General features: G+C 68.1%; 25 protein-coding genes. 5 read left to right on the forward strand and 20 right to left on the reverse strand.

Features of this window, described 5'->3' with window-relative positions; translation table 11 throughout:
• Positions 1–65: 65 nt before the first annotated feature.
• The 8 genes from JFC09_RS10665 to JFC09_RS10700 all read right to left on the reverse strand — a co-directional run bounded on the left by JFC09_RS10665 (position 66) and on the right by JFC09_RS10700 (position 9,373).
• Positions 66–1,010 (reverse strand): CPBP family intramembrane glutamic endopeptidase, encoded by a 945-nt coding sequence (locus JFC09_RS10665; RefSeq protein WP_198393979.1) that lies wholly within the window; start codon positions 1,008–1,010, stop codon positions 66–68.
• Between the two features lie 156 nt (positions 1,011–1,166).
• A complete protein-coding gene (locus tag JFC09_RS10670; protein ID WP_198393980.1) occupies positions 1,167–2,345 on the reverse strand; it encodes a phenylacetate--CoA ligase family protein in 1,179 nt (392 codons plus the stop codon).
• A gap of 12 nt (positions 2,346–2,357) precedes the next feature.
• Positions 2,358–3,200, reverse strand: coding sequence for an ABC transporter ATP-binding protein (locus JFC09_RS10675; RefSeq protein ID WP_198393981.1), 843 nt, complete (start codon positions 3,198–3,200; stop codon positions 2,358–2,360).
• Entirely contained in the window at positions 3,197–4,393 is a 1,197-nt protein-coding gene (locus JFC09_RS10680) for an ABC transporter substrate-binding protein (protein ID WP_198393982.1), read from the reverse strand. The genes JFC09_RS10675 and JFC09_RS10680 overlap by 4 nt, the downstream gene beginning before the upstream one ends.
• A gap of 122 nt (positions 4,394–4,515) precedes the next feature.
• Entirely contained in the window at positions 4,516–5,577 is a 1,062-nt protein-coding gene (locus JFC09_RS10685; protein ID WP_198393983.1) for a branched-chain amino acid ABC transporter permease, read from the reverse strand.
• 3 nt (positions 5,578–5,580) lie between these two features.
• Complete coding sequence (locus JFC09_RS10690) at positions 5,581–6,453, reverse strand: branched-chain amino acid ABC transporter permease (RefSeq protein WP_198393984.1); 873 nt, start codon at positions 6,451–6,453, stop codon at positions 5,581–5,583.
• Positions 6,450–8,501: an AMP-binding protein gene (locus tag JFC09_RS10695; RefSeq protein ID WP_198393985.1), complete on the reverse strand. Its 2,052-nt coding sequence runs from the start codon at positions 8,499–8,501 to the stop codon at positions 6,450–6,452. The genes JFC09_RS10690 and JFC09_RS10695 overlap by 4 nt, the downstream gene beginning before the upstream one ends.
• Positions 8,498–9,373, reverse strand: coding sequence for an ABC transporter ATP-binding protein (locus JFC09_RS10700; RefSeq protein ID WP_198393986.1), 876 nt, complete (start codon positions 9,371–9,373; stop codon positions 8,498–8,500). The genes JFC09_RS10695 and JFC09_RS10700 overlap by 4 nt, the downstream gene beginning before the upstream one ends.
• A 283-nt stretch (positions 9,374–9,656) precedes the next feature.
• Here JFC09_RS10700 and JFC09_RS10705 point away from each other — a divergent pair, with 283 nt between their 5' ends.
• Together JFC09_RS10705 and JFC09_RS10710 are read left to right on the forward strand one after the other, a co-directional pair.
• Positions 9,657–10,439: an IclR family transcriptional regulator gene (locus JFC09_RS10705; RefSeq protein ID WP_198393987.1), complete on the forward strand. Its 783-nt coding sequence runs from the start codon at positions 9,657–9,659 to the stop codon at positions 10,437–10,439.
• Positions 10,432–12,315 carry an AMP-binding protein gene (locus JFC09_RS10710; protein ID WP_198393988.1) on the forward strand — a complete coding sequence of 628 codons (1,884 nt, stop codon included), beginning with the start codon at positions 10,432–10,434 and terminating at the stop codon, positions 12,313–12,315. The genes JFC09_RS10705 and JFC09_RS10710 overlap by 8 nt, the downstream gene beginning before the upstream one ends.
• A gap of 141 nt (positions 12,316–12,456) precedes the next feature.
• Here JFC09_RS10710 and JFC09_RS10715 read toward each other — a convergent pair whose 3' ends face one another.
• Positions 12,457–13,239: a LysE family translocator gene (locus JFC09_RS10715; protein ID WP_332839738.1), complete on the reverse strand. Its 783-nt coding sequence runs from the start codon at positions 13,237–13,239 to the stop codon at positions 12,457–12,459.
• Between JFC09_RS10715 and JFC09_RS10720 the strand changes: the two genes are divergently transcribed.
• Together JFC09_RS10720 and JFC09_RS10725 are read left to right on the forward strand one after the other, a co-directional pair.
• On the forward strand, positions 13,229–13,402 hold the full coding sequence (locus tag JFC09_RS10720; protein ID WP_198394073.1) for a hypothetical protein: 174 nt from the start codon (positions 13,229–13,231) through the stop codon (positions 13,400–13,402). The two genes, JFC09_RS10715 and JFC09_RS10720, sit on opposite strands and share 11 nt — an antisense overlap.
• Before the next feature lie 49 nt (positions 13,403–13,451).
• Positions 13,452–14,378, forward strand: coding sequence for a LysR family transcriptional regulator (locus JFC09_RS10725; RefSeq protein ID WP_198393990.1), 927 nt, complete (start codon positions 13,452–13,454; stop codon positions 14,376–14,378).
• A 167-nt stretch (positions 14,379–14,545) separates the two neighbouring features.
• On the opposite strand, the gene rplQ is transcribed toward JFC09_RS10725, so the two are convergent.
• The 6 genes from rplQ to infA all read right to left on the reverse strand — a co-directional run bounded on the left by rplQ (position 14,546) and on the right by infA (position 17,779).
• The gene (gene rplQ / locus JFC09_RS10730; protein ID WP_198393991.1) at positions 14,546–15,136 is read right to left on the reverse strand and encodes a 50S ribosomal protein L17; all 591 of its coding nucleotides are present in this window, start codon (positions 15,134–15,136) and stop codon (positions 14,546–14,548) included.
• 42 nt (positions 15,137–15,178) lie between these two features.
• Positions 15,179–16,177 (reverse strand): DNA-directed RNA polymerase subunit alpha, encoded by a 999-nt coding sequence (locus tag JFC09_RS10735; RefSeq protein ID WP_198393992.1) that lies wholly within the window; start codon positions 16,175–16,177, stop codon positions 15,179–15,181.
• Positions 16,178–16,347: 170 nt separating this feature from the next.
• Positions 16,348–16,755, reverse strand: coding sequence for a 30S ribosomal protein S11 (gene rpsK / locus JFC09_RS10740; protein WP_198393993.1), 408 nt, complete (start codon positions 16,753–16,755; stop codon positions 16,348–16,350).
• A 33-nt stretch (positions 16,756–16,788) separates the two neighbouring features.
• Positions 16,789–17,157, reverse strand: a complete 369-nt coding sequence (gene rpsM / locus JFC09_RS10745; RefSeq protein WP_198393994.1) for a 30S ribosomal protein S13 — start codon at positions 17,155–17,157, stop codon at positions 16,789–16,791.
• Positions 17,158–17,364: 207 nt separating this feature from the next.
• Positions 17,365–17,478 (reverse strand): 50S ribosomal protein L36, encoded by a 114-nt coding sequence (rpmJ, locus tag JFC09_RS10750; RefSeq protein WP_198393995.1) that lies wholly within the window; start codon positions 17,476–17,478, stop codon positions 17,365–17,367.
• A gap of 79 nt (positions 17,479–17,557) precedes the next feature.
• Positions 17,558–17,779 (reverse strand): translation initiation factor IF-1, encoded by a 222-nt coding sequence (gene infA, locus JFC09_RS10755; RefSeq protein WP_019159374.1) that lies wholly within the window; start codon positions 17,777–17,779, stop codon positions 17,558–17,560.
• Between the two features lie 268 nt (positions 17,780–18,047).
• Between infA and JFC09_RS10760 the strand changes: the two genes are divergently transcribed.
• Complete coding sequence (locus JFC09_RS10760) at positions 18,048–19,235, forward strand: hypothetical protein (RefSeq protein WP_198393996.1); 1,188 nt, start codon at positions 18,048–18,050, stop codon at positions 19,233–19,235.
• Here JFC09_RS10760 and JFC09_RS10765 read toward each other — a convergent pair.
• From JFC09_RS10765 to JFC09_RS10785, 5 genes are all read right to left on the reverse strand, one after another.
• Complete coding sequence (locus tag JFC09_RS10765) at positions 19,204–20,148, reverse strand: hypothetical protein (RefSeq protein ID WP_198393997.1); 945 nt, start codon at positions 20,146–20,148, stop codon at positions 19,204–19,206. The two genes, JFC09_RS10760 and JFC09_RS10765, sit on opposite strands and share 32 nt — an antisense overlap.
• 100 nt (positions 20,149–20,248) lie before the next feature.
• Entirely contained in the window at positions 20,249–20,599 is a 351-nt protein-coding gene (locus tag JFC09_RS10770) for an META domain-containing protein (protein WP_198393998.1), read from the reverse strand.
• A gap of 222 nt (positions 20,600–20,821) precedes the next feature.
• Complete coding sequence (locus JFC09_RS10775; protein ID WP_198393999.1) at positions 20,822–22,540, reverse strand: S1 family peptidase; 1,719 nt, start codon at positions 22,538–22,540, stop codon at positions 20,822–20,824.
• Between the two features lie 155 nt (positions 22,541–22,695).
• Positions 22,696–23,520 carry a type I methionyl aminopeptidase gene (gene map / locus JFC09_RS10780; protein WP_198394000.1) on the reverse strand — a complete coding sequence of 275 codons (825 nt, stop codon included), beginning with the start codon at positions 23,518–23,520 and terminating at the stop codon, positions 22,696–22,698.
• On the reverse strand, positions 23,520–24,089 hold the full coding sequence (locus tag JFC09_RS10785; protein WP_198394001.1) for an adenylate kinase: 570 nt from the start codon (positions 24,087–24,089) through the stop codon (positions 23,520–23,522). Before JFC09_RS10785 ends, map begins: the two co-directional genes overlap by 1 nt.
• Between the last annotated feature and the right edge of the window lie 88 nt (positions 24,090–24,177).

Genomic DNA, 24,177 nt, shown 5'->3' on the forward strand with positions numbered 1-24,177 from the left:
TCTGACGCTCGTCCCCGCTGGCCCACGATCCCACAGAACGGCCGTGCCGGAAAGAATTCCCTCCGTCAGTCCGGCATGCGGACTGGGGCGCTCGCCCCGGCTGTGGTGCTCACCCAGACAGGGGGATGCACCGGAGCGACCGCCATGGCTGCGCTGAGGAAGAGGGCGCTGCTGATGCCGGTGATGGTCCACATCGCCTCCGGTGCGATCGCCGCGGAGTCCATCGCGAGGCCCACCGCAGAGAACGGGACGGCATGGGCGAACACCGCCGGCCAGACACTACCCTGACGTGCGGCGAGCGCGCTGAGGAAGAGGCTCAAGGGGAGGATCCCGGAGGTGGCAGCGGCGGCGTGGGAGAGGGGCATGGCCCCCTGGAGGACGTATGTGACGTGCAGCGGCATGTGGAATGCCGTCCATGCGACTGCGACGATGAGCGCCGACCGCCAGAAGCCGCCGCCCAGCAGGCGCGGCAGATGCGCCCTCCAGACGACCTCCTCGCCCAGAGTGCTGCACGCGAAGACGACAGCGAGCGGCAGCATCAGGAGGACCCCCGGGACCAGCACTTGCGCCGGCTGCAGCGTCATCGCACCGACCGTGGCCGACAGCAGCGCCGTGACGATCGCGATGACGGCCACCGCTGCTGCGCCTGCCGCACAGGTGAGGACGAAGCGGCCGCGTGTGCCCACCCCCCGACGCAGGCCCCATGCGGAGACGAGCCCGGCACGTCCGTCGCCGTGGTCGGCGAGCACCCTCCGCAGCACTGCCCATGACACGAGCGCCGGGATCCAGCGGCCCACGAGGACCGCCCACGACGGAACCGGCACGCCCGCGACGAGGAAGGCCCCGCACACCGCGGTGAGGACGACGAGCGGCCCGCCTGCGAGCAGGACGACTGCCCGGCGCGTGGAGGCGAGGGCCGCGGCGTCACTCCCGTGCAGACGGGCCGCAGGGAGGGTGGGGCGCCCGGGAGGGGCGGAGGGCACGTGCTGCGGGGCGGGAGGTGCTGTCATACCCACCACACTAGGAACGAACACTCAGGCTTCTCACTGGTGGCGACCGGAGTCCCCACGGGGGTTTTCCCCACCATCCGCGGAGGGCCCGACCGCACAGCCGAGCCCTCCGCGGACCGCGCCGCCCGCCCTCCGCAGACGACGGGGCGGGACAAATCAGTCCCAGGTGCGGGTGTCGACGATGACAGCGTCGTCGTCGAACCCGTCGGCGGTCCGCACGTCCGCGCGGAACCGCAGCTCCGAACGGATCCGGTCCGCGGCCTCGGCGACGACGGTGTCCGCGTCCGCACCGGCGGTGACGACGACCTCGGCGACGACGGAGTCCCTGTGGTCCTCCCGCCCGATGACGAACCGCAGCGCGTCCGCACCCTCGAGCTTCGCCGCGACCCCCTTCACCTGGGTGGGGTGCAGGAACATCCCGCGGACCTTGACGGCCTGCCCGGTGCGCCCCAGCACCCCCGCGAGCCGGCGCCGCCCGTCCGTCTGCACGGGCTGCCCGCCGTCCGTCACCCAGGCGGACAGATCGCCGGTCCCGAACCGGATCAGCGGCGCGGTCTCACGGAGGATCGACACGACGACCTCGCCGGGCCCCTCCGTGAGGGGGGTGCCGTCAGCGATGTCGCAGACGTCGACCGTGATCCCGCTCGCCGTCACCATCCCGTCAGCACGGCCGTCCTCGTAGGAGATGAGACCGGCCTCGGCGGACCCGTAGGCCATCCGCACCTGCGGGACCCACACCTGCAGGGTCTCCCGCAGACTGTCCGGCAGGGGCTCCGCGGTGACGACCGCGTACTGCAGGGGCATGTCCTCGGGCGTCCCCCCGTCGGCCTCGAAGAGGTCGATGAGTGCTTTGAGGTAGCTGGGCAGCCCGACGTACCCGCGGATCCCCAGATCCCGGATCGCCTGCACCTGCAGCTGTTGGTTCCCGATCCCGGCGGGCAGGACCGTCCCGCCGGCCGCCACGATGCCCTCGTCGAACATCGCACCCGCCGGAGACAGGTGATAGCCGAAGCAGTTGAGGACGATGTCCCCCGGCCTCAGCCCCGCCGCTTCCAGCGCCTCCCGCCACCGCCACGGGTCCTCCCCCGCCGGCTGGGCCTCGTAGATGGGGCCCGGTGACTGGAAGATCCGCTTGGGCACACCGTCGCCGAGGACGTGGTCACGTGCCGCGACCATCTCGTCCTTGCTCTGGACGGGGACTGCGAGGAGGTCCTCCGCGGATCCGATCGCCGCCGGGTCCAGTCCCGCCGCGTCGAGGCGCTGCCGCAGGACCGGGTCGCGGTCCGCCGCAGCGGTGACGATGGCCGGCACGTCCGTGCCGCTCGTTGCGTTCATGGTGGTCTCCCCTCACAACCAGCGCTTGCGGCGCCGATAGTGCTTGACGTCCCGATAGCTGCGCTTGCCCGCATCTCCCCCGACACCCAGGTAGAACTCCTTCACGTCGGGGTTGTTCGCGAGAGCGTCCGCCTCACCCTCGAGCATGATCCGGCCCTGCTCCATGATGTAGCCGTGGTGCGCCACAGAAAGCGCGGTGCGGGCGTTCTGCTCGATGACGAGCACGGTGAGTCCCGTGTCCGCGTTGAGCCGGGCGATCGTCTCGAAGATCTCCTCGACCAGCAGCGGGGCGAGTCCCAGCGACGGCTCGTCGAGCATGAGGAGGGTCGGCTTGGCCATGAGTGCCCGCCCGATCGCGAGCATCTGCTGCTCGCCCCCGGACAGGAAACCGGCGGTCCGGGCACGCATGTCCGCGAGCTTCGGGAAGAACTCGTAGACGAAGTCGAGCGTCTCCGCCGCCTCTCCCGCCTTCGTGTACCCGCCCGCCAGCAGATTGTCCGCGACGGTGAGGTGCGGGAAGACGTGACGGCCCTCCATGCAGAGGCTCAGACCGCGCTTCACCCGTTCCGGTGCGTCCATCTTCGTGATGTCCTCACCTCCGAAGGTGATGTGCCCGCTCGTCACCTCCCCCTGCTCACTGGGCAGCAGACCCGACGCCGCTTTGAGCGTCGTCGACTTCCCCGCCCCGTTGGAGCCCAGCAGGGCGACGATCTGCCCTTCCGGCACCTCGAGCGACAGGCCGCGCAGCACGAGGATGACCTCGTCGTAGATGACTTCGATGTTGTTGATCGACAGGAGCGCGGGCGGTGCGACCGGAGGCCCGGCCCCCCGCGCCGTGTCCGGAGCCGCGGTCACGGGGCCACCGCCTCCTCGATCACGGTGAGCTCGCCGTCCTTCACCTCGTAGAGGCCCGAGGTCGTCGAACCGCGGTGCGAGTCCGCACTGAACTCGACCGGACCGTCACCGATCACGCCGCCCGTGTCGATGGGGCCCATCGTCTCGAGCGATTCGCGGATCGCCGCACCGGTGAGGTCCTCACCGGCCTCCAGCGTGTGGCGGATGCCCTCGGCCATGATGTGCATCGCGTACCAGCCCTGCACGTAGCTGACCTGGATATCGGCGGCATCGCCGCCCTGCTCCTCGACGTACGACAGCAGGTCCTCATGGCCGGGCCGCTCCGTGGAGACGGGTGCGATGGGCTGGACCATGACGTGGCCCTCCGCGGCGTCGCCCGCGGACGTGACGAACAGTTCGTTGCCGCACCAGTTGAGGCACACGATCTTCTGGTCGCCGCCCTGGGCCGCGAGGTCACGGGCCAGCTGAGCGGCGGGGCTTGCAACGTTCTGGATGATGATGTACTCCGCACCGGCGGAGTCGACCTGGCTGAGCACACCCGCGAAGTTCGTGGTGCCCGCGGGCATCGCGTGCGAGCTGTAGTCGATGTCCAGCCCCTGCTCCTCGATCCACGCCTCGCCGTCCGCGACCGGCGACGTGCCGAACGGGGAGTCGTGGTGGAGCGCCGCGACACCCACTTCACCGTCGGACTGCTCCGCGATCCAGTTGAGTGCCGCGCGCATCTGATCCGAGTACGTCGCAGCGACGAGGAAGTTGAACGGCGAGTCCTCCGGGTCGGTGAGCTCTTCGGAGAACGATCCGGACATGAACGGGAGCTCATCGTTCGCGACGCGGGTGCGCAGGGCCTCCGTGTCACCGGTGCCCCAGCCCTGGATCGCGACGACCTCGTCGTTCACGTAGCGGCGGTACAGCTCCTCCGCCTGTGGCACCTCGTAGGCGTAGTCGTTGGAGATCGCGTCGATCTCCCGCCCCTCGATGCCGCCGTTGTCGTTGAGGTGCTCGACGTACGCGAGCATGCCCTCGTTGTAGGGGGTGCCCACGTCGCCCGTCGCGCCGGACAGGTCCGCGATGATGCCGATCGGGATCGGCTCGTCGGAGTCCGCGCTGGCGGAGCCGCCCCCGCCGCAGGCGCTGAGGGTCAGGGCGGTGACGGCGGCGAGCGCCGCTGCTGAGAGGAAACGAGACTGCTTCATTGCGTTCTCCTTGGGTGAGTGCCGTGGACTGGTCCTCCGGCTGCGGTGGGTGGGTGACGTGGTGGGTGGGTGACGTGGTGGGTGGGTGAGGAGCCTGGTGGGTGGGAGGGCGGGAGGCTGAGTCAGTAGCGGAACGGCCAGAAGCCGAACCAGTCCTTGACGCGCTCCCATATCCGGTTGAGTCCGCGTGGTTCGAAGATGAGGAACACGATGATGGTGAGGCCGAACACACCGTGCTCCACGGCGGGCAGCTGGTTCTTGATGATCGGGACCGCCCCGCCCACCACGTCCGCGGCTTCGCGGACGAGGACCGGCAGGATCGTCATGAAGACCGCCCCGTACACGGCTCCGGCGATCGACCCCATGCCGCCGACGATGATCATCGCGAGGTAGAGGATCGACACGTCGATCGTGAACTTCTCCCACGACAGGATCTCCGTGTAGTGGGCCATGAGCGCACCGGCCAGGCCCACGTACCCGTTCGACACGGCGAACGCCGTGAGCTTCGCACGAGTGAGGTTCACACCCATCGCGGACGCGGCGATGTCCTGGTCGCGGACCGCCATGAAGGATCGGCCCACGCCCGTGCGGAACAGGTTCGTCGCGGTGAACGCGGCGAGGATCGCGAGCACGAGGAGTATCAGGTACCACTGCTGCTCGAAGTTCGCCCGGTCCAGGCGGAACCCGAACACCTCGAGCCGGGAGACGTCGAGGAACCCCTGGCCCTCCGTGAGGAACCCCCACCGCCGCACGATGAAGAGGATGACCATCTGGGAGGCGAGCGTCGCGATCGCCAGGTAGAGACCTTTGAGCCGCAGGGCGGGCAGTCCGACGATCACACCGACCGCAGCGGTGAGCACGACCGCTCCGATGATCGAGAAGGGTGCGGGAATCCCCACGCGGTCCGTGAGGATCGCGGACGTGAACGCCCCGACCGCCAGGAATCCGCCCTGACCCAGCGAGATCTGTCCCGTGTAGCCCACGAGGATGTTGAGTCCGATCGCACCGATCGTGGCGATCAGCGCCGTGTTCGCGAGCGACAGCCAGTAGTTGTCGAGGACGAACGGGAGGACGGCCACGACGACGGCGAGCACCGCCATCCTCACGATCTGCGGGCGTGTGTGCCACAGACGGAGCTCGGACCGATAGCTCGTGTGGTGACGGCCTGTTTCCACTGCTGCCATGATTCAGACCCTTTCGATGCGCTTCTCGCCGAACACGCCGTACGGGCGGACGAGCAGCACGAGCACGAGGACGATGTAGGGAACGATCTCTGCCAGGCCCGGATCCATGTAGCCGGAGACGAACTGGGAGACGAGGCCGATCGTGAGGCCGCCGACGATGGTGCCGGGCACCGAATCGAGACCGCCCATGATGACGACGGGGAACACGAGGAGACCGAAGTTCACGATGTTCATCTCCACCGCCGTCACGTCGGCGAGTGTCACACCGGCGATGAGCGCGGAGATCGCGGCGAGCGCCCACGACAGGGCGAACACGCGGCGCACAGAGATGCCGACCGTCATCGCGGCCTGCTGGTCGTCCGCGACGGCACGCATCGCGACGCCGTGGCGGGACTTCTGGAAGAACCAGGTGAGCAGGCCCAGGACGACGGCGCAGATGACGATCGCCCACAGGCGGTTCACCGGGACGCTGCCGCCCAGGATGGAGACGGAGCCGCGCGGCAGGATGGGCGGCATCGCCCGCGGCTGGGTGCCGTAGAACATCTGGACGATCGCGCTCAGCACGCTTGCCAGGCCGATGGTGACCATGATGATCGAGATGTGGCTCTGCCCCACCATGGGTCTGAGGATGAACCGTTCGACGACGACGCCGACGATCACTGCGACGAGCACGCCCACCAGCAGCGCCAGGACGATCGGCAGCTGCATGATGACGAACGCCGTGTAGAACGAGTAGGCGCCGATGAGGAGGAACTCGCCCTGCGCGAAGTTGATGACCCCGGTCGCCTTGAAGATGAGGACGAAGCCCAGTGCGGCGAGCGCCAGGATCGCCCCTTCGGACAGTCCGATGACCAGAAGAGTGACGAATGTGCTCACTTGCGACCACTCCAAACCTGTCTGCGCGTGCGGCCCGCGGGGAGCGTGTAGCCGGTGAGGTCGAAGATCGTGAGCGGCAGCTTCCGCTCTGCGACCGTGCCGTCCTGGTAGGTGATCGTCGAGGTGATGGTGAGTTCCTCTTCGCCGGCCGCCAGTGCGGAGATGATCGGGGCGTACCGCTCCCCGATGACGTTCCGCCGCACCTTGCGGGTTCGTGTGATCTCGTCGTCGTCCGGGTCGAACTGCTTGTGCAGCAGGACGAACCGGTGGATGCGGATGCGTTCCATGAGGTCTTCGTTGGCGGTTGCGATCTCCTCTGCGACGAGGTCGTAGACCTCCGGCTTGGACGCCAGGTCCGTGTACGTCGTGAAGGAGAGTCGGTGGTGCTCCGCCCATGCGCCCACAGTTGCCGGGTCGATCGTGATGATCGCGCACATGGGATGCTCCGCGTCCGCGGCTTCGGGCACTTCGACCCCGGTGCCGGAGAAGACGACCGCCTCTTCGACGTACGGCGAGAACTTCAGCTTGTTCTCGATGAACGCGTGCGAGTACATCGTGCCGTCGTCCGCGAAGACGACGTCCTTGAGCCGGTCGACGACGATGAGCTGGCCGTCCTCGTCGAGGTAGCCGGCGTCGCCGGTGTGCAGCCACCCCTGTCGGGTGACCGCCTCCGCGGTGGCACCGTGGTTGCGGTGGTAGCCGCGGAAGACGGCGGACGACCGGAGCATGATCTCCTGCTTGTCGCCGAACTGGAGCTCCGTCCCCGGCAGCGGCTCCCCCACCGAATCGAAGGAGACCGCGCCGTCGCGGTGGAGGACCGAGATGCCGCAGATCTCCGTCTGCCCGTAGATCTGCTTGAGGTTCACACCGATCGCGTGGAAGAACTGGAACACGTCGGGGCCCAGGGGCGCGCCGCCGGTGTAGCAGCGCTTGATCCGGGTGAGGCCCAGCTGCTCGCGGATGGGTCGCGTGGCGACGAGGTCCGCGACGACAGCTGCCAGGCGAAGGCCCCCGCCGGGGGCCTTCCCCTCACTGCGTGCGCGTGCCACCCGGTCCATGATCGAGTAGCCCCAGCCGAAGACCGCCCGCTTGAGGGGGCCGGCCTCGTCGATCCGCACCTGGACCTCGGTGAGCAGCGACTCCCAGATCCGCGGGGGTGCGAACATGACGTCCGGACCGATCTCGCGCAGGTCCGACCGCTGGGTCGAGGCGTCCTCGGGGAACGACACCGTGAAGCCCGCGTGGAGTCCGCACGCCACCGCGAGCATCTGCTCACCGATCCATGCGAACGGCAGCGTCGACACGTAGCGGAACGACGGGTCGATGGGGTCGATCTCCGTGAGGCGGTCCGCCATCGACAGCAGGTTCGCGTGCGACAGCTCCGCGAGCTTGGGCTTCGACGTGGTGCCCGAGGTCGTGCAGATGACGGCGAGGTCGTCGGGGGTGCACTGCGCCGTCTGCTCCGCGAGCCACGCCCCGCGTTCCGCGAGGGCGCCCCTGCCCGCGTCCTCCACGGTCGTGAATTCACGGAGCATCGGGTGGTCGTACTGCTCGAGGCCGTGCGGGTCGTAGTAGACGACGTGTTCGACGACGACACCGTCCGCCGTGGTCGGATCGATCGCGAGCAGCTTGTCGACCTGCTCCTGGTCCTCGGCGACGACGACCCGGGCCCGCGCCATGGCGAGGACGTGGGTGAGCTCGGTGCCGATCGAGGTCGGGTAGATCCCGACGACGGCGGCGCCCAGCGACTGGGCGGCGAGTTCCGCGATGAGCCATTCGGGCCGGTTGTCCCCCAGGACGGCGACGATGTCGCCGCGGGAGACGCCCAGGTCTGCGAGGCCTAGCGCGAAGTCCCTGACCCTGTCCCTGTAGGCGGCCCATGTCGTGGGCATCCAGATGCCGTAGCGCTTCTCCTGCATCGCGACGCGGTCCGGCTGCTGCTCCGCCAGCCGCTGCAGCAGCTGCGGCATCGTGTGCGTGATGCCGTGGGCCGGACGGTCTGCGACGAACACGGAGGATGCCTGGTCCGCCGGCTGCGGGGCGGTCATGCTGCCGCCCCCGCTCCCAGGTAGGCCTCGATGACGCGGGGGTTGTCCATGACCTCACGGGGTGTGCCGTCGCCGATCACCCTGCCGAAGTCCAGGACCGTCACCCGGTTCGAGATGTCCATGACGACGTTCATGTCGTGCTCGATGAGGACGATGGAGACTCCTGCGAGTTCGTGGACGTCGAGGATGTAGCGGGCCATGTCCTCCTTCTCCTCCGCGTTCATGCCGGCCATCGGCTCGTCGAGCAGCAGGAGCGAGGGCTGGAGGGCGAGCGCGCGTCCCAGTTCGACGCGCTTCTGGATGCCGTACGCCAGGGTGCCGACGGGCTTCTGGCGGAAGGCCTGCAGCTTGAGGAGGTCGATGACCTCTTCGACGATCTCGCGGTGAGCGATCTCCTGCCGGCGGGCCGGGCCGAACCAGAGCATCGAGGTGAAGACGTTCTGGTTCATGTGGATGTGACGGCCGAGCATCATGTTCTCCAGCACGGTGAGGTGCTCGAAGAGTTCGATGTTCTGGAAGCTGCGTGCCACGCCCAGCCGCGCCACCCTGTTGGGCGGCAGGCTGGTGAGTGCACGCTCCCGGATGTCCAGGGAGTCGGCTTCCGCGGGGGCCGGGCTGCCTTCCGCCGGTGCGGCGGAGCCCCGTCCTCGGCCCACGTCGTCCGCGACGTAGCGCAGCACGACAGAGCCCGAAGTGGGCTTGTAGAGGCCCGATATGCAGTTGAGCAGGGACGACTTGCCCGCTCCGTTGGGGCCGATGATCGCGTGGATTCGTCCTGACTCCACGGACATGTTCACGTCGGCCAGCGCGGTGACGCCTCCGAACTTCAACGTGAGGTCGGAGACCTGGAGCAGAGGCTGCCCCGGGGGCATCGTGCTCCCGTTGAGTGAGTGTCGATATGCGCGTGTTCGCAAGTGAGTGCTCCTCGCAGATCCCAGCGAGGAGCGCTGCGTGCGCCCTCGCTTCCGAACGTGACTGGTGTCACCCGGCAATCTCACAATAGGTTTCCACTATGCTGAATGCAATACCTGAATGAGCAGTCGATCATTTCATTGCGATAACGGATGTCGAGTCGTAGAGTGACGGTGCCTCTCGCACGCACGACTCATGTCGGCGTGCTTCACCAGGACCACGGACAGGAACGGACGGTTGCGCATGGCGGGCGACGGCGGTGCACCGAAGGGCGGACTCGGGACGATCCGCAATGCGACGCTGCTCATGGATCTGCTGGCACGCAGCCCGTACCTCCACCAGCTCACGGACCTCGCACAGCAGTCCGGGATGACGGTCCCCACGGTGCACCGGCTGCTCCGCTCCCTCGTGCACGCGGAGTACGCGGTCCAGGACCCGGCCACGTCCCGGTACGGCCTGGGGCGGGCGATGACACGGCTCGCGGTCCACCAGCTGTCCACCAGCCCGATCCTCACGGCCCTCAACCCGTTCATGATCGGACTGCGCGACCAGCTGGCGGCGACGATCGGCGTGCACGTCCTCATCTCCGGAGAAGCAGTGAGCATCGATCAGGTCGAGGCGCAGGACCGCGGTCCGTTCCGCCGTCCCCTTCGCGCCGTCCCCGCCTTGGAATCCGCATCCGGCAGGATCCTCGCTGCCCACGCGTCCGACGAGGAGTGGGAGAGAGCGGTGGCGATCTCGCGCGAAGGCTCCCGGGGGCTCGGCGACGCTTCCCCCGGGGACGACCCCGACGGTGGCCTCCCCTGCGCCGAACACCGGGAGGAGTGGCGGGCCGCGGACCACGTCGTGTTCGAATCGTCGGACCCCACCGCGCCGAACGAAGTGGCGGTCGCGGTGCGCGCCGCGGACGGCACTGTCGTCGCCGCGCTGTCCGCCGACCTCCAACCCTCATCCGACGCGCGCGCCGTCGCAGCCGTCCTGCTGCGCACAGCGGTGTCCTGCGGAAGGAGCATCGCCCATGGCTGAGCAGACGCCCACCTGGCTGCGCGACCTGCAGTCCGACGTCCAGGCCGAGTGGGAGGACGCACTGACGCTCGTCGACTGGTCCACCCCGCCCACCGCGGTGTGGGAGCCGCCCGCAGCGCCGGGCTCCGCCGGCACATGGTTCCCCGGCGGATCGGTTGATGTTGCGTGGAACCTCGTGCACCGGCACGTCGCGGACCACGGCGATCGTGTCGCCGTGCACTGGGAGGGCGAGCCGGGCGACCGCGCGTCCTTCACCTACGCGGACCTGTCCCACGAGGTCGTGCGGGCCACCCGCGCATTCCGGGCACTGGGGGTCGGCCCGGACGACGTCGTCGCACTGCACACCGGCTGGCTGCCGGAGACGGTCGTCACGATGCTCGCGTGCATGAGCATCGGCGCGTCGTGGTCGATGCTGCCCGTCTCCCTGCCCCTGGAGGCCCTCGGTACCCGGATCGACGAACTCGCACCGACCGTCCTCCTCACCCAGGACGGCGCATGGAGGCGGGGCTCCGTCCTGCCCCTCAAGAGCCGCGCCGACGAAGCACTCGCGGGCACCGCCGGGGTGGAGGCGACCGTCGTCGTCCGCCGCACCGGCATGGATGTCCAGTGGTTCCACGGGGATCACTGGTTCGCAGACCTGCTCGCGGCTGCGGATACGGATGCAGACACCGCCGCCGAGTCAGCCACGGGCCCCGCCGCCGGGTCCGCTGCCGAGGCCGCAGTCGGGTCCGCTGCGCCCCCGCGCTCCGCAGGACTGTCACCCGACCACATCCTGTGCACCCGCCAGCAGGCCTCCGGCGCACCGACGACACGGCTCACCGAGCACACGGTCGCGGGCGTGCTCATGACGGCCGGGGCGTTCCACTCCGCCGTCCGCACGGGGCCCGTGTTCTGGTGCGCTGCGGACGTCTCCTGGGCAGTGTCGACGTGGCACGGGCTCATCGGCCCGCTGCTCTTCGGCGACACGGTCGTCGTGTACGAGGGGACGCTCGACGTCCCGGACCAGCTGCGGACCCTCGACGTCGTCGACCGCTACGGCGTGTCGACGCTCGTGACGTCCCCTTCCGTCATGCGGACGCTGCGGTCGTGGCACATCGAGGAGGCGCTGGGGACCCGGGGAGGCACGCTGCGGCGCCTCGTCACCGCCGGTGAACCGGTTGAACCCAGCTTGGGTGAATGGATGCAGGCCTCGTTCGGCGAAGCCGGGTGCGAGGTGTCCGACGGGTGGGGGCAGGTCGAGCTCACGGGGATCGTCTACGTGAACGGCACCACTCCCCTGCTCGACTCCGCGCGCGTCGCCGCACGGAATGCCGAGCGGCAGCAGATCCAGCCGGGCGAGTCCGGGCAGCTCGTCCTCCGTCTGCCCACGCCGGGCTCACTGGTGCTCGCGGAGGCTCTGGAGCGCGGGTGGTCCGACGGCACTGCGGACACGCTCGCCATCACGGAGGACGTGATCACCGCCGCGGATGACGGGAGTCTGCACTTCCGGGGGCGGCTGGACGGGGTCGTCTCCGTCTCCGGTCAGCTCATCTCGCTGCAGGCGGTGTCCCAGGCCCTGCAGGAACACCCTTTCGTGACAGCTGCGACAGCGTTGCGTGCGCACAGGGAGAACTCCGGCAGCACGATCATCGCGTGCGTCGTCGCGGACGGCACGCCCAGTGCTGAGTCCGCTCACGAGCTCATCGCGACGGTGAACACGGAGCTGGGTGGGCTGGCCCGCCCGCGCATGATCGTGTTCGTCGACAGGATGACACCCGAGGTCGACCGGACAGTGCTCGCGGACGCACTCATGTCACTGGTGCCCTCACGCACCGCATGGGCAGTGCGCTCATGGGACGAGGTGCTCGAGGCGGCGCAGTCCCCGCGCTCTGTGTGAGACGACTCCACTGACCGGCGCGGCCCGGCCGGTCCGCGACCCGACCGGTCCGCGACCCGACCGGTGAGGGACACCGCGGAATAACCCGCAGGGACGGGCTCAGACGCCGGGAGCGGCTCTCACACTCACCCCGCGCCCCGTTCAGAGGACGATGAGGGAGAGCCCGATGATCACGAGGACCGCCCCGGCGACCCCATCGACCACGAGAGGGCCGGAACCGCGCGTGAGGAGCCGACCGATCCGACGGGCCACGACGGACAGCCCCATCCCGTAGGCGATCATGACCACGACGACCGTGGCAACGAGGATCACGTGGTCCGCCGCGCTGGGAGCAGCGGGCAGGAAAGGTGGCAGGAGTGCGAGGAAGAACAGCCCTGTCTTCGGATTGGTGAGCGAGCTGATCATGCCCGTCCGGAACACCGACGCGTGCGATCGCGCGCGGATCCGCGGTTCGTCGGAGTCGAACTCGGTGGGGAGCTCCCACTCCGCGGCGACCTCGGCAGGAGACTCCGGCTGGTCAGACAGGACAGACGACCCGCCTGACGACTCCGCTGCGGTCGACGCACTCGCGGTACCGGTGCCGACCGACAGCTCTGAACCGCCCACACCGGCACCCACACTCACGGGCGCCGGGACGGGGGCCCTGCGCTGACGCGCCCGGTGCACCTGCACGAGCGCACTGAGGCCGAGGAACACGAGGTACGACCCGCCGATCCACGTGAGTCCCGCCCGGACCTCGGGGAAGCGCTGCAGCAGCGCGGCCACCCCGGTGAGCGCGAGGACCGCCCACACGAGGACACCCAGCGCCACCGCCACGGAGTACACGAAGCCTGCTCGCACGCTGTGCGCAGCGAAGCGAAGGGTGAGGAACGTGTCCGGTCCCGGTGTCACCGCAAGGATCACGCACGCTCCGATGAATGCCACATACTCCGCGCCCGTCATCGGCACCCACCCCACACGTCCATCGCACTCCGTTCACCCGATCACACCGGCAGGACACGGTTCCGTCCCGCTGTGCGGCCCCACACTGCTCGACCGCACACGTGCAGGCGACCTCACCCAGGATGCCTCGTGCGACTCTGCATGAAAAGCAGAGGTTTCCTCATGATCATCAGGCAGCGCCGTATGATCGGAGCATGTGGGATCTCAACAGGCTGAGGATGTGGCGGGCCGTCGTGAGCGCAGGGTCCGTCACCGCCGCCGCGCGAAATCTCCAGTACTCCCCAGCGAGCGTCAGCCAGCAGGTCATCGCCCTGCAGCAGACGGTCGGGTTCCCGTTGTACAGGCGGGTGGGGCGCGGCATCGAGGTGACAGAGGCCGGCCGCAGGTTCGCGGAGGAGACTGATCCGCTCTTCGCAGAATCCACACGGCTCACCCGTATTGTCGACGCCATCCGCTCCGGTCCCCGTGCTCGGATCACGATCGGCTGTCCGTCCTCCATCGCGAAGGAGTGGATCCCGGCCGTGCTGCGGGAGGCGGTCGCCCACCACCCGGACCTGCAGTTCGACATCCTCACGAACGAACCGTTCAGCGGCGCCGATCAGCGCCGGCCGGACATCGAGATCAGCAGCGAGCCGGGCCACGCTGATCCGCAACCCGTTGCACGCTACCGTTCCGAGCACCTGCTCGACGACGCGTACGTGCTCGTGCTCCCGCAGGCGCACCCCGTCGCCGAGCATCCGACCGTGCCCGTCGCGCAGCTGCAGGACCTTCCGCTCCTCGACCTCGACGTCCAGGGCAGCGCGACCGGCGACGTCATCGACGAGGTGATGCGCGCTGCAGGAATCACACCGCTGTACGTCGCTCGTGCCGACGACCACTACGGGGTGCGCGCCATGGTGGCCGCGGGGATCGGGGTGGCGCCGCTCCCTCGCCTGGCGGTCCGCGACCTGCCCGACGGGCTCACGACCCGACCGCTCGTAGACCCCGTGCCTCACAGGAGGATGGTGCTCCGCATCGACGAGCGGATCGCGCACCTGGCACACATCAGCAGCATCCGTGACGCCTTCGTCCGGGTCGCCGACGAGACAGCCGCCGACGCCGAGGCGGCAGGGAGTTCGTGAGGCGGCAGAAACTCCACGAGACGACAGTGAGCCCGTGACACGACGAAGCCGCCACGATCCCGAAGGATCGTGACGGCTTCACTCAGTGGGGCGTGCTCACGGTCTGAGCGACGTCCCACCGCTGCGCGAGGGGTGATCCCCGCGGACACTGCCCGCGGGGATCGACCTCACTTGTCGGTGTCGTCAGCCGGTGCGGAATCCGCGTCGGCTTCCGCTGCCGCCTGCGCTTCGTCTTCCTGCGCACCCGAGGTGACGTCTGCTTCGGCAGCCGGAGCGGCCTCGGCGTCGGTCGACTCCGCGTCCACGACGTCGGCCTCGACGACCTCTGTCTCAGCCGGTGCCTCGGCAGCGGCTGCGGTGGCCTGCTCGGCCTCCTTCACCGTCGCCTCCTTGGGCGAATACGGCTCCAGGACGAGCTCGATGACGGCCATCGGCGCGTTGTCGCCCTTGCGGGGGCCGATCTTCGTGATGCGGGTGTAGCCGCCGGGGCGCTCAGCGACCGCAGGTGCGATCGAGGTGAAGAGCTCGTGCACGATTCCCTTGTCGGAGATCGAACCGAGGACGCGACGGCGTGCTGCCAGGTCACCCTTCTTGGCGAAGGTGACGAGTCGTTCCGCGACCGGGCGCAGGCGCTTGGCCTTCGTCACGGTCGTGGTGATGGACTTGTGCTCGAAGAGCTGCGCAGCCAGGTTGTTGAGCATGATGCGCTCGTGCGCCGGCGAGCCTCCGAGGCGGTTTCCCTTGGTGGGAGTGGGCATTGTTCTGTCTCCTTGGAATTCTTACGTACCGCGGGCTACCGCTCAGTACTGCTCGTCCTCGACGAACGCGTCTTCATCGGTCTCGCCGGCTTCGCCGAAGCCGACCGCGCTGTCCTTGAGGCTGAGGCCCAGCTCACCGAGCTTCTGGCGGACCTCGTCGATGGACTTCTGGCCGAAGTTCCGGATGTCCATGAGATCCGCTTCGCTGCGCGACACGAGTTCACCCACGGAGTGGATGCCTTCGCGCTTGAGGCAGTTGTAGGAGCGGACCGTCAGCTCGAGGTCTTCGATCGCCAGAGCGAGGTCTGCGGCCATCGCGGCGTCCACCGGCGACGGTCCGATCTCGATGCCTTCGGCTTCGACGTTGAGCTCGCGAGCGAGCCCGAAGAGTTCGACCAGGGTCGTACCCGCAGATGCGAGTGCGTCACGGGGCACGATGGACGGCTTGGTCTCGACGTCGATGATGAGGCGATCGAAGTCCGTGCGCTGTTCGACACGCGTGGCTTCGACCTTGTACGACACCTTGAGCACGGGCGAGTAGATCGAGTCGACCGGTATCCGGCCGATCTCTGCGTCCGCGTTCTTGTTCTGCGCGGCGGACACGTAGCCGCGTCCGCGCTCGACGGTCAGCTCGATGTCGAGCCGACCGGTGTCGTTGAGGGTGGCGATGTACAGCTCGGGGTTGTGGATCTCGACGCCGGCGGGCGCAGAGATGTCCTCAGCGGTGACGGCACCGGGTCCCTGCTTGCGCAGGTAGGCGACGACAGGCTCGTCGAACTCCGAGGACACGACCAGCGACTTCAGGTTGAGGAGGAACTCTGTGACGTCCTCCTTCACCCCCGGAACCGTCGAGAACTCGTGCAGGACTCCGTCGATCCGGACGCTCGTGACCGAGGCGCCCGGGATGGACGAGAGGAGTGTGCGGCGCATCGAGTTGCCGAGGGTGTAGCCGAATCCGGGCTCGAGCGGTTCAATGGTGAACCGCGATCGGCGATCGGAGACGACCTCTTCCGTGAGCGTGGGGCGCTGTGCAATGAGCACGTGGGCTTCCTTTCAGCGAACATCCGCTATATGACGTTCGCGGGCATTCAAGAGCACGCGGCGGGTACGTGCTCGAAACGCTGGCGGTAGACGATCCGGACGCGGCCCGGGTGTGCCGTTCGAACGCCCTGTGGACCTTCGTCGACGTACCGAACCGCGACCGGGACGGATCAGCCGCGCCGACGCTTGGGCGGACGGCAGCCGTTGTGCGGCGTGGGCGTGACGTCCTGGATCGTGCCCAGCTCCAGCCCTGCGGCCTGGAGCGAGCGGATCGCGGTCTCACGTCCGGAGCCCGGGCCCTTCACGAAGACGTCGACCTTCTTGAGTCCGTGCTCCTGCGCACGACGCGCGGCGGACTCGGCGGCCATCTGAGCGGCGTACGGGGTCGACTTGCGCGAGCCCTTGAAGCCGACCTCACCGGAGGACGCCCATGAGATGACGCCGCCGGACGGGTCCGTGATGGACACGATCGTGTTGTTGAATGTGGACTTGATGTGCGCCTGACCGGCGACGATGTTCTTCTTCTGACCGCGACGCGTCTTACGCGCTGCAGCTGCTGTGCGTGTCTTGGGGGGCATATTCGTCGAAACTCCTGATCGATCCTGAGCGGATTACTTCTTCTTACCGGCCACGGTGCGCTTGGGTCCCTTGCGGGTGCGCGCGTTCGTCTTCGTGCGCTGACCGCGCACAGGCAGGCCGCGGCGGTGGCGGAGGCCCTCGTAGGAACCGATCTCGACCTTGCGGCGGATGTCGGCGGAGACCTCACGGCGGAGGTCACCCTCTACCTTGAAGGTGCCTTCGAGGTAATCGCGGAGCTGGACGAGCTCCTCATCGGTCAGGTCTTTCACGCGAGTCGACGGGTCGATCCCCGTCTCCGTCAGGGTCTGGCGCGCACGCGTGCGGCCCACACCATAGATGTATGTCAGGGCGACTTCCACCCGCTTCTCGCGGGGGATGTCAACTCCGGCAAGACGTGCCATCTGTTCTTCCTTCTCATTGGTTCGGAGGTGCTGGTGCAGTCCTTGTCCCACGGATCATCCGTGAGTCCCCGGCCTCCGACCGGGGGTATCGTCCCGCACACTGCCGATCACCTGGATCGTGCGGTGCGGGGGGCGAGGCCTGCGTGGGTGTGCGGCTCGCTCCCGCTCATGCGGAAGCGACACCAGATCTGCCCGAAGTGAGGGCGATCAGCCCTGACGCTGCTTGTGGCGCGGGTTGTCGCAGATCACCATGACACGGCTGTGGCGCCGGATGACCTTGCACTTCTCACAGATCGGCTTGACGCTGGGCTTCACCTTCATAGCTGTTCCTTCTTTCACCGCGAATGCCCCGAGATGACCCCGGGGCTGCGCCTGCGAAATCGTCGAAGCGATCTTCTGCTTACTTGTACCGGTAGACGATGCGGCCGCGCGACAGGTCGTATGGAGACAGCTCCACGACGACCCGGTCCTCAGGCAGGATGCGGATGTAGTGCTGACGCATCTTGCCGGAGATGTGAGCGAGAACTTTGTGGCCGTTGGTCAGCTCAACCCGGAACGAGGCGTTCGGAAGTGCCTCCACCACGGTTCCCTCGATCTCGATGACCCCTTCTTTTTTGGCCATGTGTGTTCTCACCCTCAATTTCCCGCGGGTTGCACCGCGTGTCGTTCGTCTTGTGGGGCATTCACCCCTCGTCGACCGGCAGCCTGCCAGACTGGACGTCCGCCCGGCGTCACGAGCGGATCGTCGTGGATATACTCTCCACGGATCGATCCGCGAGCGGCGCGCACAGGCGTCCTGTGGTCACAGGCCAAGAGACTACTCTACAGCAAGACATTCGCATACGCCACATCGAGGCGTCCGCGCAAGGCGGACACGCCGGAGGACAATCATGCCCGTCGTCAGCACCCGCGCCGGCCGTGGACGACGTCTGGCAGACCGTGTCCTGCCCGTCCTCCTCGCCCCCGACGAGTGGCCGGCGGACCGTCTGGCCGCGGCCCGCATCCTCGACCGCGCGCAATCCACCTCACTCACCGGGCTCCCTGCTCACGCCGCCATATTCCGTGCCGCCCGACGCGCCCTCGACCCGGCACCCGGCGTTCGCGTGCTGGAGATCCTCGGACAGACGGCTTCCGCCACGGAGACCATCGACGCGCTGCGGTGGGCGCCCGGACTCGAGCCCCTCCCCCGGGGGCCACGGCGGTTCGTCTCCGTGCACCCTCGAGCGTTCCGTCACCAGACGCGGGGCTCGCGTGGGGCGGGGGATTCCCGTCCGACCGCACCGGCCTCTGCGAAGAGCAGGGGCGCCCGTCAGCCACGCGCCGCCGTGCGCCAGGGCCGGCTGGGCGACTGCTGGCTCGTCGCGGTCATGGCCGCCTGCGAACTCACGCGCCCCGGACACCTGCGCTCGCTCATGCGGACGGTCCGTCACCCCGGTTCGGAACCCTCCGGTCGGGAGGCCGAATCGCTGCTCACGGTCGCCCTGTTCGCACCCGCCGCCGCAGCGCCTCTGGTCCGCCGTATCCCGTTCCTGCCCGTCGTCGGCCGTCGCATCCTCATCAGCGCCCGTGTCCCCGCACGCCATCGTGCAGGTGATGCCGGGCTACGACCGTCGGCCGCGTCGCTGATCGAGAAGGCTGCTTCGGTCGTCTGGGCGCGCGGTTCCTACCTCCGGCTGCAGCACGACTTCGCCGGCATCGGGTTCCTCCTCCTCACCGGACGCTGGTGTCCTGCTCGGCCGGTGCCGCGGACGATGTCGAAGGTCGCGGAGTGGCTGGGGTCGGGGCGTCCTGTCGTGCTGTCGACGCTCAAGCGCCCCGGCGGCTCGTTCACCCTGCCGCGGGAGGACGGGAAGGAACGGAAGCCCGCGTTCATGGATGCCCACGTCTACGTCGCTGTGCGCGTCCTCCGCTGCGACGAGGACGGCAGACCCGGCGCCGACCACCCCCTGCGCCTGCATGTGAGGAACCCCGTGGGCGGCGCGGAAGGACGAGCACACCGACTGACGAACCTCTACCTGTCGTCGGCACAGCTGCGCCGCGCATTCATCAGTGCCAACGTGGGCCCGCCGATGACGTGACCGCCGCACGTGGAGCGGCGCCGAAGAGCGGTGCCACCGTCGAGCCGGTGCGCGGCAGCTCCTCGCCACCGTCACCGTCCTGGCCGCCTTCAGGATCAGACGCCTCTGCCACGACGGAGAACTTGCCGTCCAGCGTCTTCTCCTCGAGCGTGGCGACGACACGGTAGTCACCGATGTACGCCTCGAGCGCAGCGCTGGTCTGTCCCCAGATGCGGGACGAGGCCACACCGTTGTCATCCGCTACGGCGGTGATCGACTTCGCAGGAGTCTCCGCATCCTGCGTCGACGTCGTCAGTGCCTCGCTGCCTGCGTTCGCACTCTCAGCGCTGACGGACACGTACGTGTCGAAGACGACCTCCGTGCCGGGCTCCACGTCGTTCACCGTGTAGGTGACGCCGCGGTTCTCCTCTTCGGCCTGCTCGGCACCGTCTGCGACGAAGCGCTCCGCTGCGATCTCACCCGGATCGACAGCGAGCTGCTGGTCAGCATCCTCGTCGTCACCGTCAGTGGGAGTCGGAGTCGAAGTCGTGGGATCCGTGGTGGGGTCTTCCGTCGGCTCGGCTGTGGGATCGTCCGTCGGAGTGGGGGACGGTGACTCCTCCGCACCCTCCGTGGTGAGGATCTCGTACGACCCCGGCAGGTGCTTGAGGCCCTCGGTCAGCTCAACGGTCCACAGCATCGCGGGCACGTCGCCCTTCGCGACGGAGCCGCCGGACACCACGCCCACGGCCTTGTCGCCGAGCATGACGGCTCCACCGGTGTCGCCACCGGACACGGGTGTCTCCGACGCGTACCCGTAGACCATGTATCCGTTGCAGGCGTCATCGGTGATGGGGGCGCAGCCGTCGACGATGCCGGCGATCGAGGCCGAGCCCTTCGACTCGTCCCAGCAGATGTCGCCCTTTGTGGTCACGATAAGAGAACAAGACTGTCACGATCGCGTGACGGTCACGGCCTCGGCCGGCCGACGGCAGACGGCAGACGGCAGACGGCAGACGGCAGACGGCTGAGCGTCACTCATCGGCACGTCGGAGCGTGCCGATCTCCTCCCCCGCCCTGTTGAATACGTGCAGGACATCGCCGTCCGCTCGCACGGATGAGGTCGACGCCAGCCAGGTGTCCACTCCGATGCACGCCTTCAGTGTGCTGAAGCCGCGTCGGATCGTCGCAGTGTCGCCATCCGGGGTGTACCAGCCGCCGACGCCGTTGCATCCGTCAGTGCCTTTCAGGATGCCCTCTCCCACTTCGCCGCCCAGGATGCCTTGCTCTTCGGTGGCGATGCGTCCGAACTCCAGGAATGCGTTGGCGGGATTCGAGGCCACCCACCGTCCCTGGACCGGGTGCTGGTGTGCGCTGTTCGTCATGACAGGACTCCTCGTCGTGGTCGTCCACCGCGGGGGGTGGTTCGCGGTCCACGGTACCGACCGAACCTCCTCTGGAGCGGACCGGCGTCTGTGCACTTGAGTCGCTGCACGGGGTTGACGGCGGATCCGTTCGGGGACGACGAAGGGGCGCAGGGATGTTCCCTGCGCCCCTTCGTCTGGTTCAACGGGTTGTCACCGTGTCACCGTCGTGCGTGCTGCGTCTCAAGCCTGACGGCGGCGTGCGACGTAGACCAGTGCACCACCGAGAGCGACCAGTCCGGCTGCGCCTGCTGCGAGCGGTCCGACCGTCGAACCGGTGCGCGGGAGGTCTTCTCCACCCTCGCCACCGTCGTCCTCGCCTGCGACGACGGAGAACGAGCCCTCGAGGGTCTCGTCCTCGGTCGTGGCGACGACGTCGTAGTCACCGATGTAGGCCTCGGCATCAGCCGACGTGAGGCCCCAGATGCGGGACGACGCGACGCCGTCCTCATCCGCGGCCACCGTGATCGACTTGGACGCCTCGTCGTCACCTGCGGCGAACGTGTCGAAGACGACCTCGGAGCCGGGCTCTGCGCCTTCCACCGTGTAGGTGACGCCGCGGTCCTCCGCGTCGGCCTGCTCCTCGTCGGCCGCGACGAAGCGCTCTGCCGTGATCTCCTGCGGGTCGACCGCGAGCTCAGCGTCGACGACCGGGTCTTCCGTCTCCGTGGGAGTCGGAGCCGGCGTCGTCGGGTCAGCGGTCTCCGTCGCGGTGGGCGACGGATCAGAGCCTTCCGATGTCTTGATCTCGTAGTCGCCCGGGAGGTGCGTAAGGCCTTCGGCCAGCTCCGCTGTCCAGAGCAGTGCCGGCAGATCGCCTTCAGCATCGATACCGCCGGAGACGACGCCCACGGCCTTGTCCCCCAACATGACGGTTCCACCGGAGTCACCGCCACCCACAGGGGTCTCAGAAGCGAAGCCGTACACCATGTAGTCGTTTCCGGCGTCGTCAGCGACAGGTGCGTATCCGTCGACGATTCCGCCGATCACCATGTCGCTGTACGCCTCGTCCAGACCGATGTTGCCCGACGTCTTACCCGTGGTACGTCCCGAGTGGAAGACCTCCTTGCCGATGTCGTCCGTCGTCACATCGTGCACACCCGTGATCGGAGTGGTGTCCGCCGCGAGGTTGTCCTCGCCGCCTGACTCCTCACTCCACGTCGCGGCCTCGCCGATCAGGTTGAAGCCCGAGGACTCATCGACCGTGATGACGGCGAAGTCCTGCATGGTCTTCGGATCCAGGTCGGATTCGTTATTCACGTCTTCGAAGACGTCCGGACCGTACTGGGAGTGTGTGAAAGTACCGAGCTTGCGCGTCTCGTCCCATTCGGCGGTCTCGTACGTATCGGTGAACGCGTTCGCCGTCGAGGGACGCTCGACGTAGACCTCGCCACCGACGTCGCTGCAGTGGCCGGCGGTGATGATCGCGTCATTGCCGTCCGCGTCAGTCGCGGGGAAGCCGATGGAACAGTGCCCGCCCTGGTCTCCATTGAAGACAACGTAGCCGGCGCCGGCGACGACGTCGTCGTGCGCTTCGTAGTCCTCGGCATCGGCAGCGTTGCCTGCAGCGCTGACCGGGTCGCTCGAGTAGTTGGACGCGACTTCCTGGACGACTAGCTCTTCGCCGGTCGTCTCCTCCGCGAAGGCACTGACCGGTTCGAGAGCGGTTTCGACGTCAGCCGAATCCTTCTCTTCCGCTACGACCTGCGCGACGATCGTGCCGTCCTCACCGTGGCCGATCGCGGCGATGTTATCGCTCGTCGTGAAGGCTTCCGCTGCGACCGCCTTCAGGTCGGTCGTCGGCTCCGCGGATGCGGGACCGGCGATGAGTGCTCCGCCGAAGCCCAGCGCAACAGCCGCGCTCAGAGCGACGAAGCGCTTACCCGTGGTGGGGTGTGCCATTCGTTCATCCTTAAAGATCGAGGTACTTCTTAGACTGCGCGCACGACAACTACCGTGCGGTTCGCTTCCCTGACTCTGCCAGTCCCGTGACCTATCTGAAACTTGTGGTCATTATGGTCACGAAACGGACACGGGAGCAGGCAGGAGCGGGTTCCTCAGTCGAGGGGGACGGGTACCACGCCGTACGGCGCGAGCCGCTCCGCTCCCCCGTCAGGGGACGTCAGCACCCAGATTCCGCCGGCGTGGCGTGCGACCGCGTGCTCCCAGTGGCTGGCGCGCGAACCGTCGACCGTCACGACAGTCCAGTCGTCGTCGAGCGTCTTCGTGTCAATGTCCCCGGCGACGAGCATCGGCTCGATGCAGAGGCACATCCCGGGCTTCAGCTTGGGGCCCATCTTCTTCGCCCGGTAATTGAGGACCTCCGGATCCATGTGCATCTGTGTGCCGATGCCGTGACCGGTGAAATCCTCGATGAGGCCCAGGTCCGGAGCGAGCTCCACGGCCCGGTCCTCGATGGCTGCACCGATGTCGCCCACGCGCTTGCCGGTGGCCATCGCTGCGATGCCCGCCCACATGATCTCCTCCGTCGTACGGGAGAGCCTCACATGCGCCGGGTCCGCGGCTTCTTCCCCACCGACGAAGACGGTCAGCGCGGAATCGCCGTGCAGGCCGTCGACGATGGCACCGCCATCGATCGACACCATGTCACCGACCCCGAGGACGCGGTCATCAGGGATCCCGTGGACGACGACCTCGTTGACGGAGACGCAGAGCGTCGCGGGATACCCGTGGTAGCCCTTGAAGTTCGACGTCGCACCCGCCTCTTCGATGACCCGCGCGCCGGCAGCATCGACGTCAGCCGTCGTCGCACCGGGCACGCACGCCGCACGGGCAGCCTCGAGGGCTGCCCGTGTGACGAGACCCGCACGACGCATCGTGCGGATCTGATCGTCGGTCTTCAGTTCGACCGCGTGGAACATCAGCGTCCGATCGCGGCGCGGATGCGATCGGTGACTGCTTCGACCTCGCCCAGACCGTCGACCTGGCGGAGCAGTCCGCGCTCCGCGTAGATCGCCGTGAGGGGCTGCGTCTGCTCCGCATACACGTCGAGGCGGTGACGGATCACGTCCTCCGTGTCGTCAGACCGCCCCTGCAGAGACGCCCTCGCGAGCAGACGGCCGACAACCTCGTCGACATCCGCGGTGAGTTCGACGACGTGATCAAGGGACTGGCCCTTCGTCTCGAGCATGCCGTCGAGCTCCTCGACCTGCGCCTGCGTGCGCGGGTAGCCGTCCAGCAGGAAGCCGTCCTTGGCGTCGTCCTGCGCAAGACGGTCCGCGACCATCGAGTTCGTCACTTCGTCCGGCACGTATTCGCCGGCGTCCATGTACCGCTTGGCAGTCTTGCCCAACTCCGTCTCACCCTTGACGTTGGCCCGGAAGATGTCGCCCGTGGAGATCGCGGGGACGCCCAGTGCCTCGCTGAGACGGGCAGCCTGCGTGCCCTTCCCCGCCCCAGGGGGGCCGATCAGGATAATGCGAGTGCTCATGAGGTTCCTTTCCTCTGTGTGGCAAGGCCGAGGTCGCAGTCCGACCACCGGCCGCGGTGCGGCTCCCGACTCCCGGGGCATGACGCCT

It is taken from the genome of Brevibacterium yomogidense, assembly GCF_016107685.1.
GTDB lineage: Bacteria > Actinomycetota > Actinomycetes > Actinomycetales > Brevibacteriaceae > Brevibacterium > Brevibacterium yomogidense.

Coding starts and splice junctions, on each gene's coding strand:
- JFC09_RS10665 (WP_198393979.1), bottom strand. CDS start 1,010: ATGACAGCACCTCCCGCCCCGCAGCACGTGCCCTCCGCCCCTCCCGGG.
- JFC09_RS10670 (WP_198393980.1), bottom strand. CDS start 2,345: ATGAACGCAACGAGCGGCACGGACGTGCCGGCCATCGTCACCGCTGCG.
- JFC09_RS10680 (WP_198393982.1), bottom strand. CDS start 4,393: ATGAAGCAGTCTCGTTTCCTCTCAGCAGCGGCGCTCGCCGCCGTCACC.
- JFC09_RS10685 (WP_198393983.1), bottom strand. CDS start 5,577: ATGGCAGCAGTGGAAACAGGCCGTCACCACACGAGCTATCGGTCCGAG.
- JFC09_RS10695 (WP_198393985.1), bottom strand. CDS start 8,501: ATGACCGCCCCGCAGCCGGCGGACCAGGCATCCTCCGTGTTCGTCGCA.
- JFC09_RS10700 (WP_198393986.1), bottom strand. CDS start 9,373: ATGCCCCCGGGGCAGCCTCTGCTCCAGGTCTCCGACCTCACGTTGAAG.
- JFC09_RS10705 (WP_198393987.1), top strand. CDS start 9,657: ATGGCGGGCGACGGCGGTGCACCGAAGGGCGGACTCGGGACGATCCGC.
- JFC09_RS10710 (WP_198393988.1), top strand. CDS start 10,432: ATGGCTGAGCAGACGCCCACCTGGCTGCGCGACCTGCAGTCCGACGTC.
- JFC09_RS10720 (WP_198394073.1), top strand. CDS start 13,229: ATGAATGCCACATACTCCGCGCCCGTCATCGGCACCCACCCCACACGT.
- JFC09_RS10725 (WP_198393990.1), top strand. CDS start 13,452: ATGTGGGATCTCAACAGGCTGAGGATGTGGCGGGCCGTCGTGAGCGCA.
- rplQ (WP_198393991.1), bottom strand. CDS start 15,136: ATGCCCACTCCCACCAAGGGAAACCGCCTCGGAGGCTCGCCGGCGCAC.
- rpsK (WP_198393993.1), bottom strand. CDS start 16,755: ATGCCCCCCAAGACACGCACAGCAGCTGCAGCGCGTAAGACGCGTCGC.
- rpsM (WP_198393994.1), bottom strand. CDS start 17,157: ATGGCACGTCTTGCCGGAGTTGACATCCCCCGCGAGAAGCGGGTGGAA.
- rpmJ (WP_198393995.1), bottom strand. CDS start 17,478: ATGAAGGTGAAGCCCAGCGTCAAGCCGATCTGTGAGAAGTGCAAGGTC.
- infA (WP_019159374.1), bottom strand. CDS start 17,779: ATGGCCAAAAAAGAAGGGGTCATCGAGATCGAGGGAACCGTGGTGGAG.
- JFC09_RS10760 (WP_198393996.1), top strand. CDS start 18,048: ATGCCCGTCGTCAGCACCCGCGCCGGCCGTGGACGACGTCTGGCAGAC.
- JFC09_RS10770 (WP_198393998.1), bottom strand. CDS start 20,599: ATGACGAACAGCGCACACCAGCACCCGGTCCAGGGACGGTGGGTGGCC.
- JFC09_RS10775 (WP_198393999.1), bottom strand. CDS start 22,540: ATGGCACACCCCACCACGGGTAAGCGCTTCGTCGCTCTGAGCGCGGCT.
- map (WP_198394000.1), bottom strand. CDS start 23,520: ATGTTCCACGCGGTCGAACTGAAGACCGACGATCAGATCCGCACGATG.
- JFC09_RS10785 (WP_198394001.1), bottom strand. CDS start 24,089: ATGAGCACTCGCATTATCCTGATCGGCCCCCCTGGGGCGGGGAAGGGC.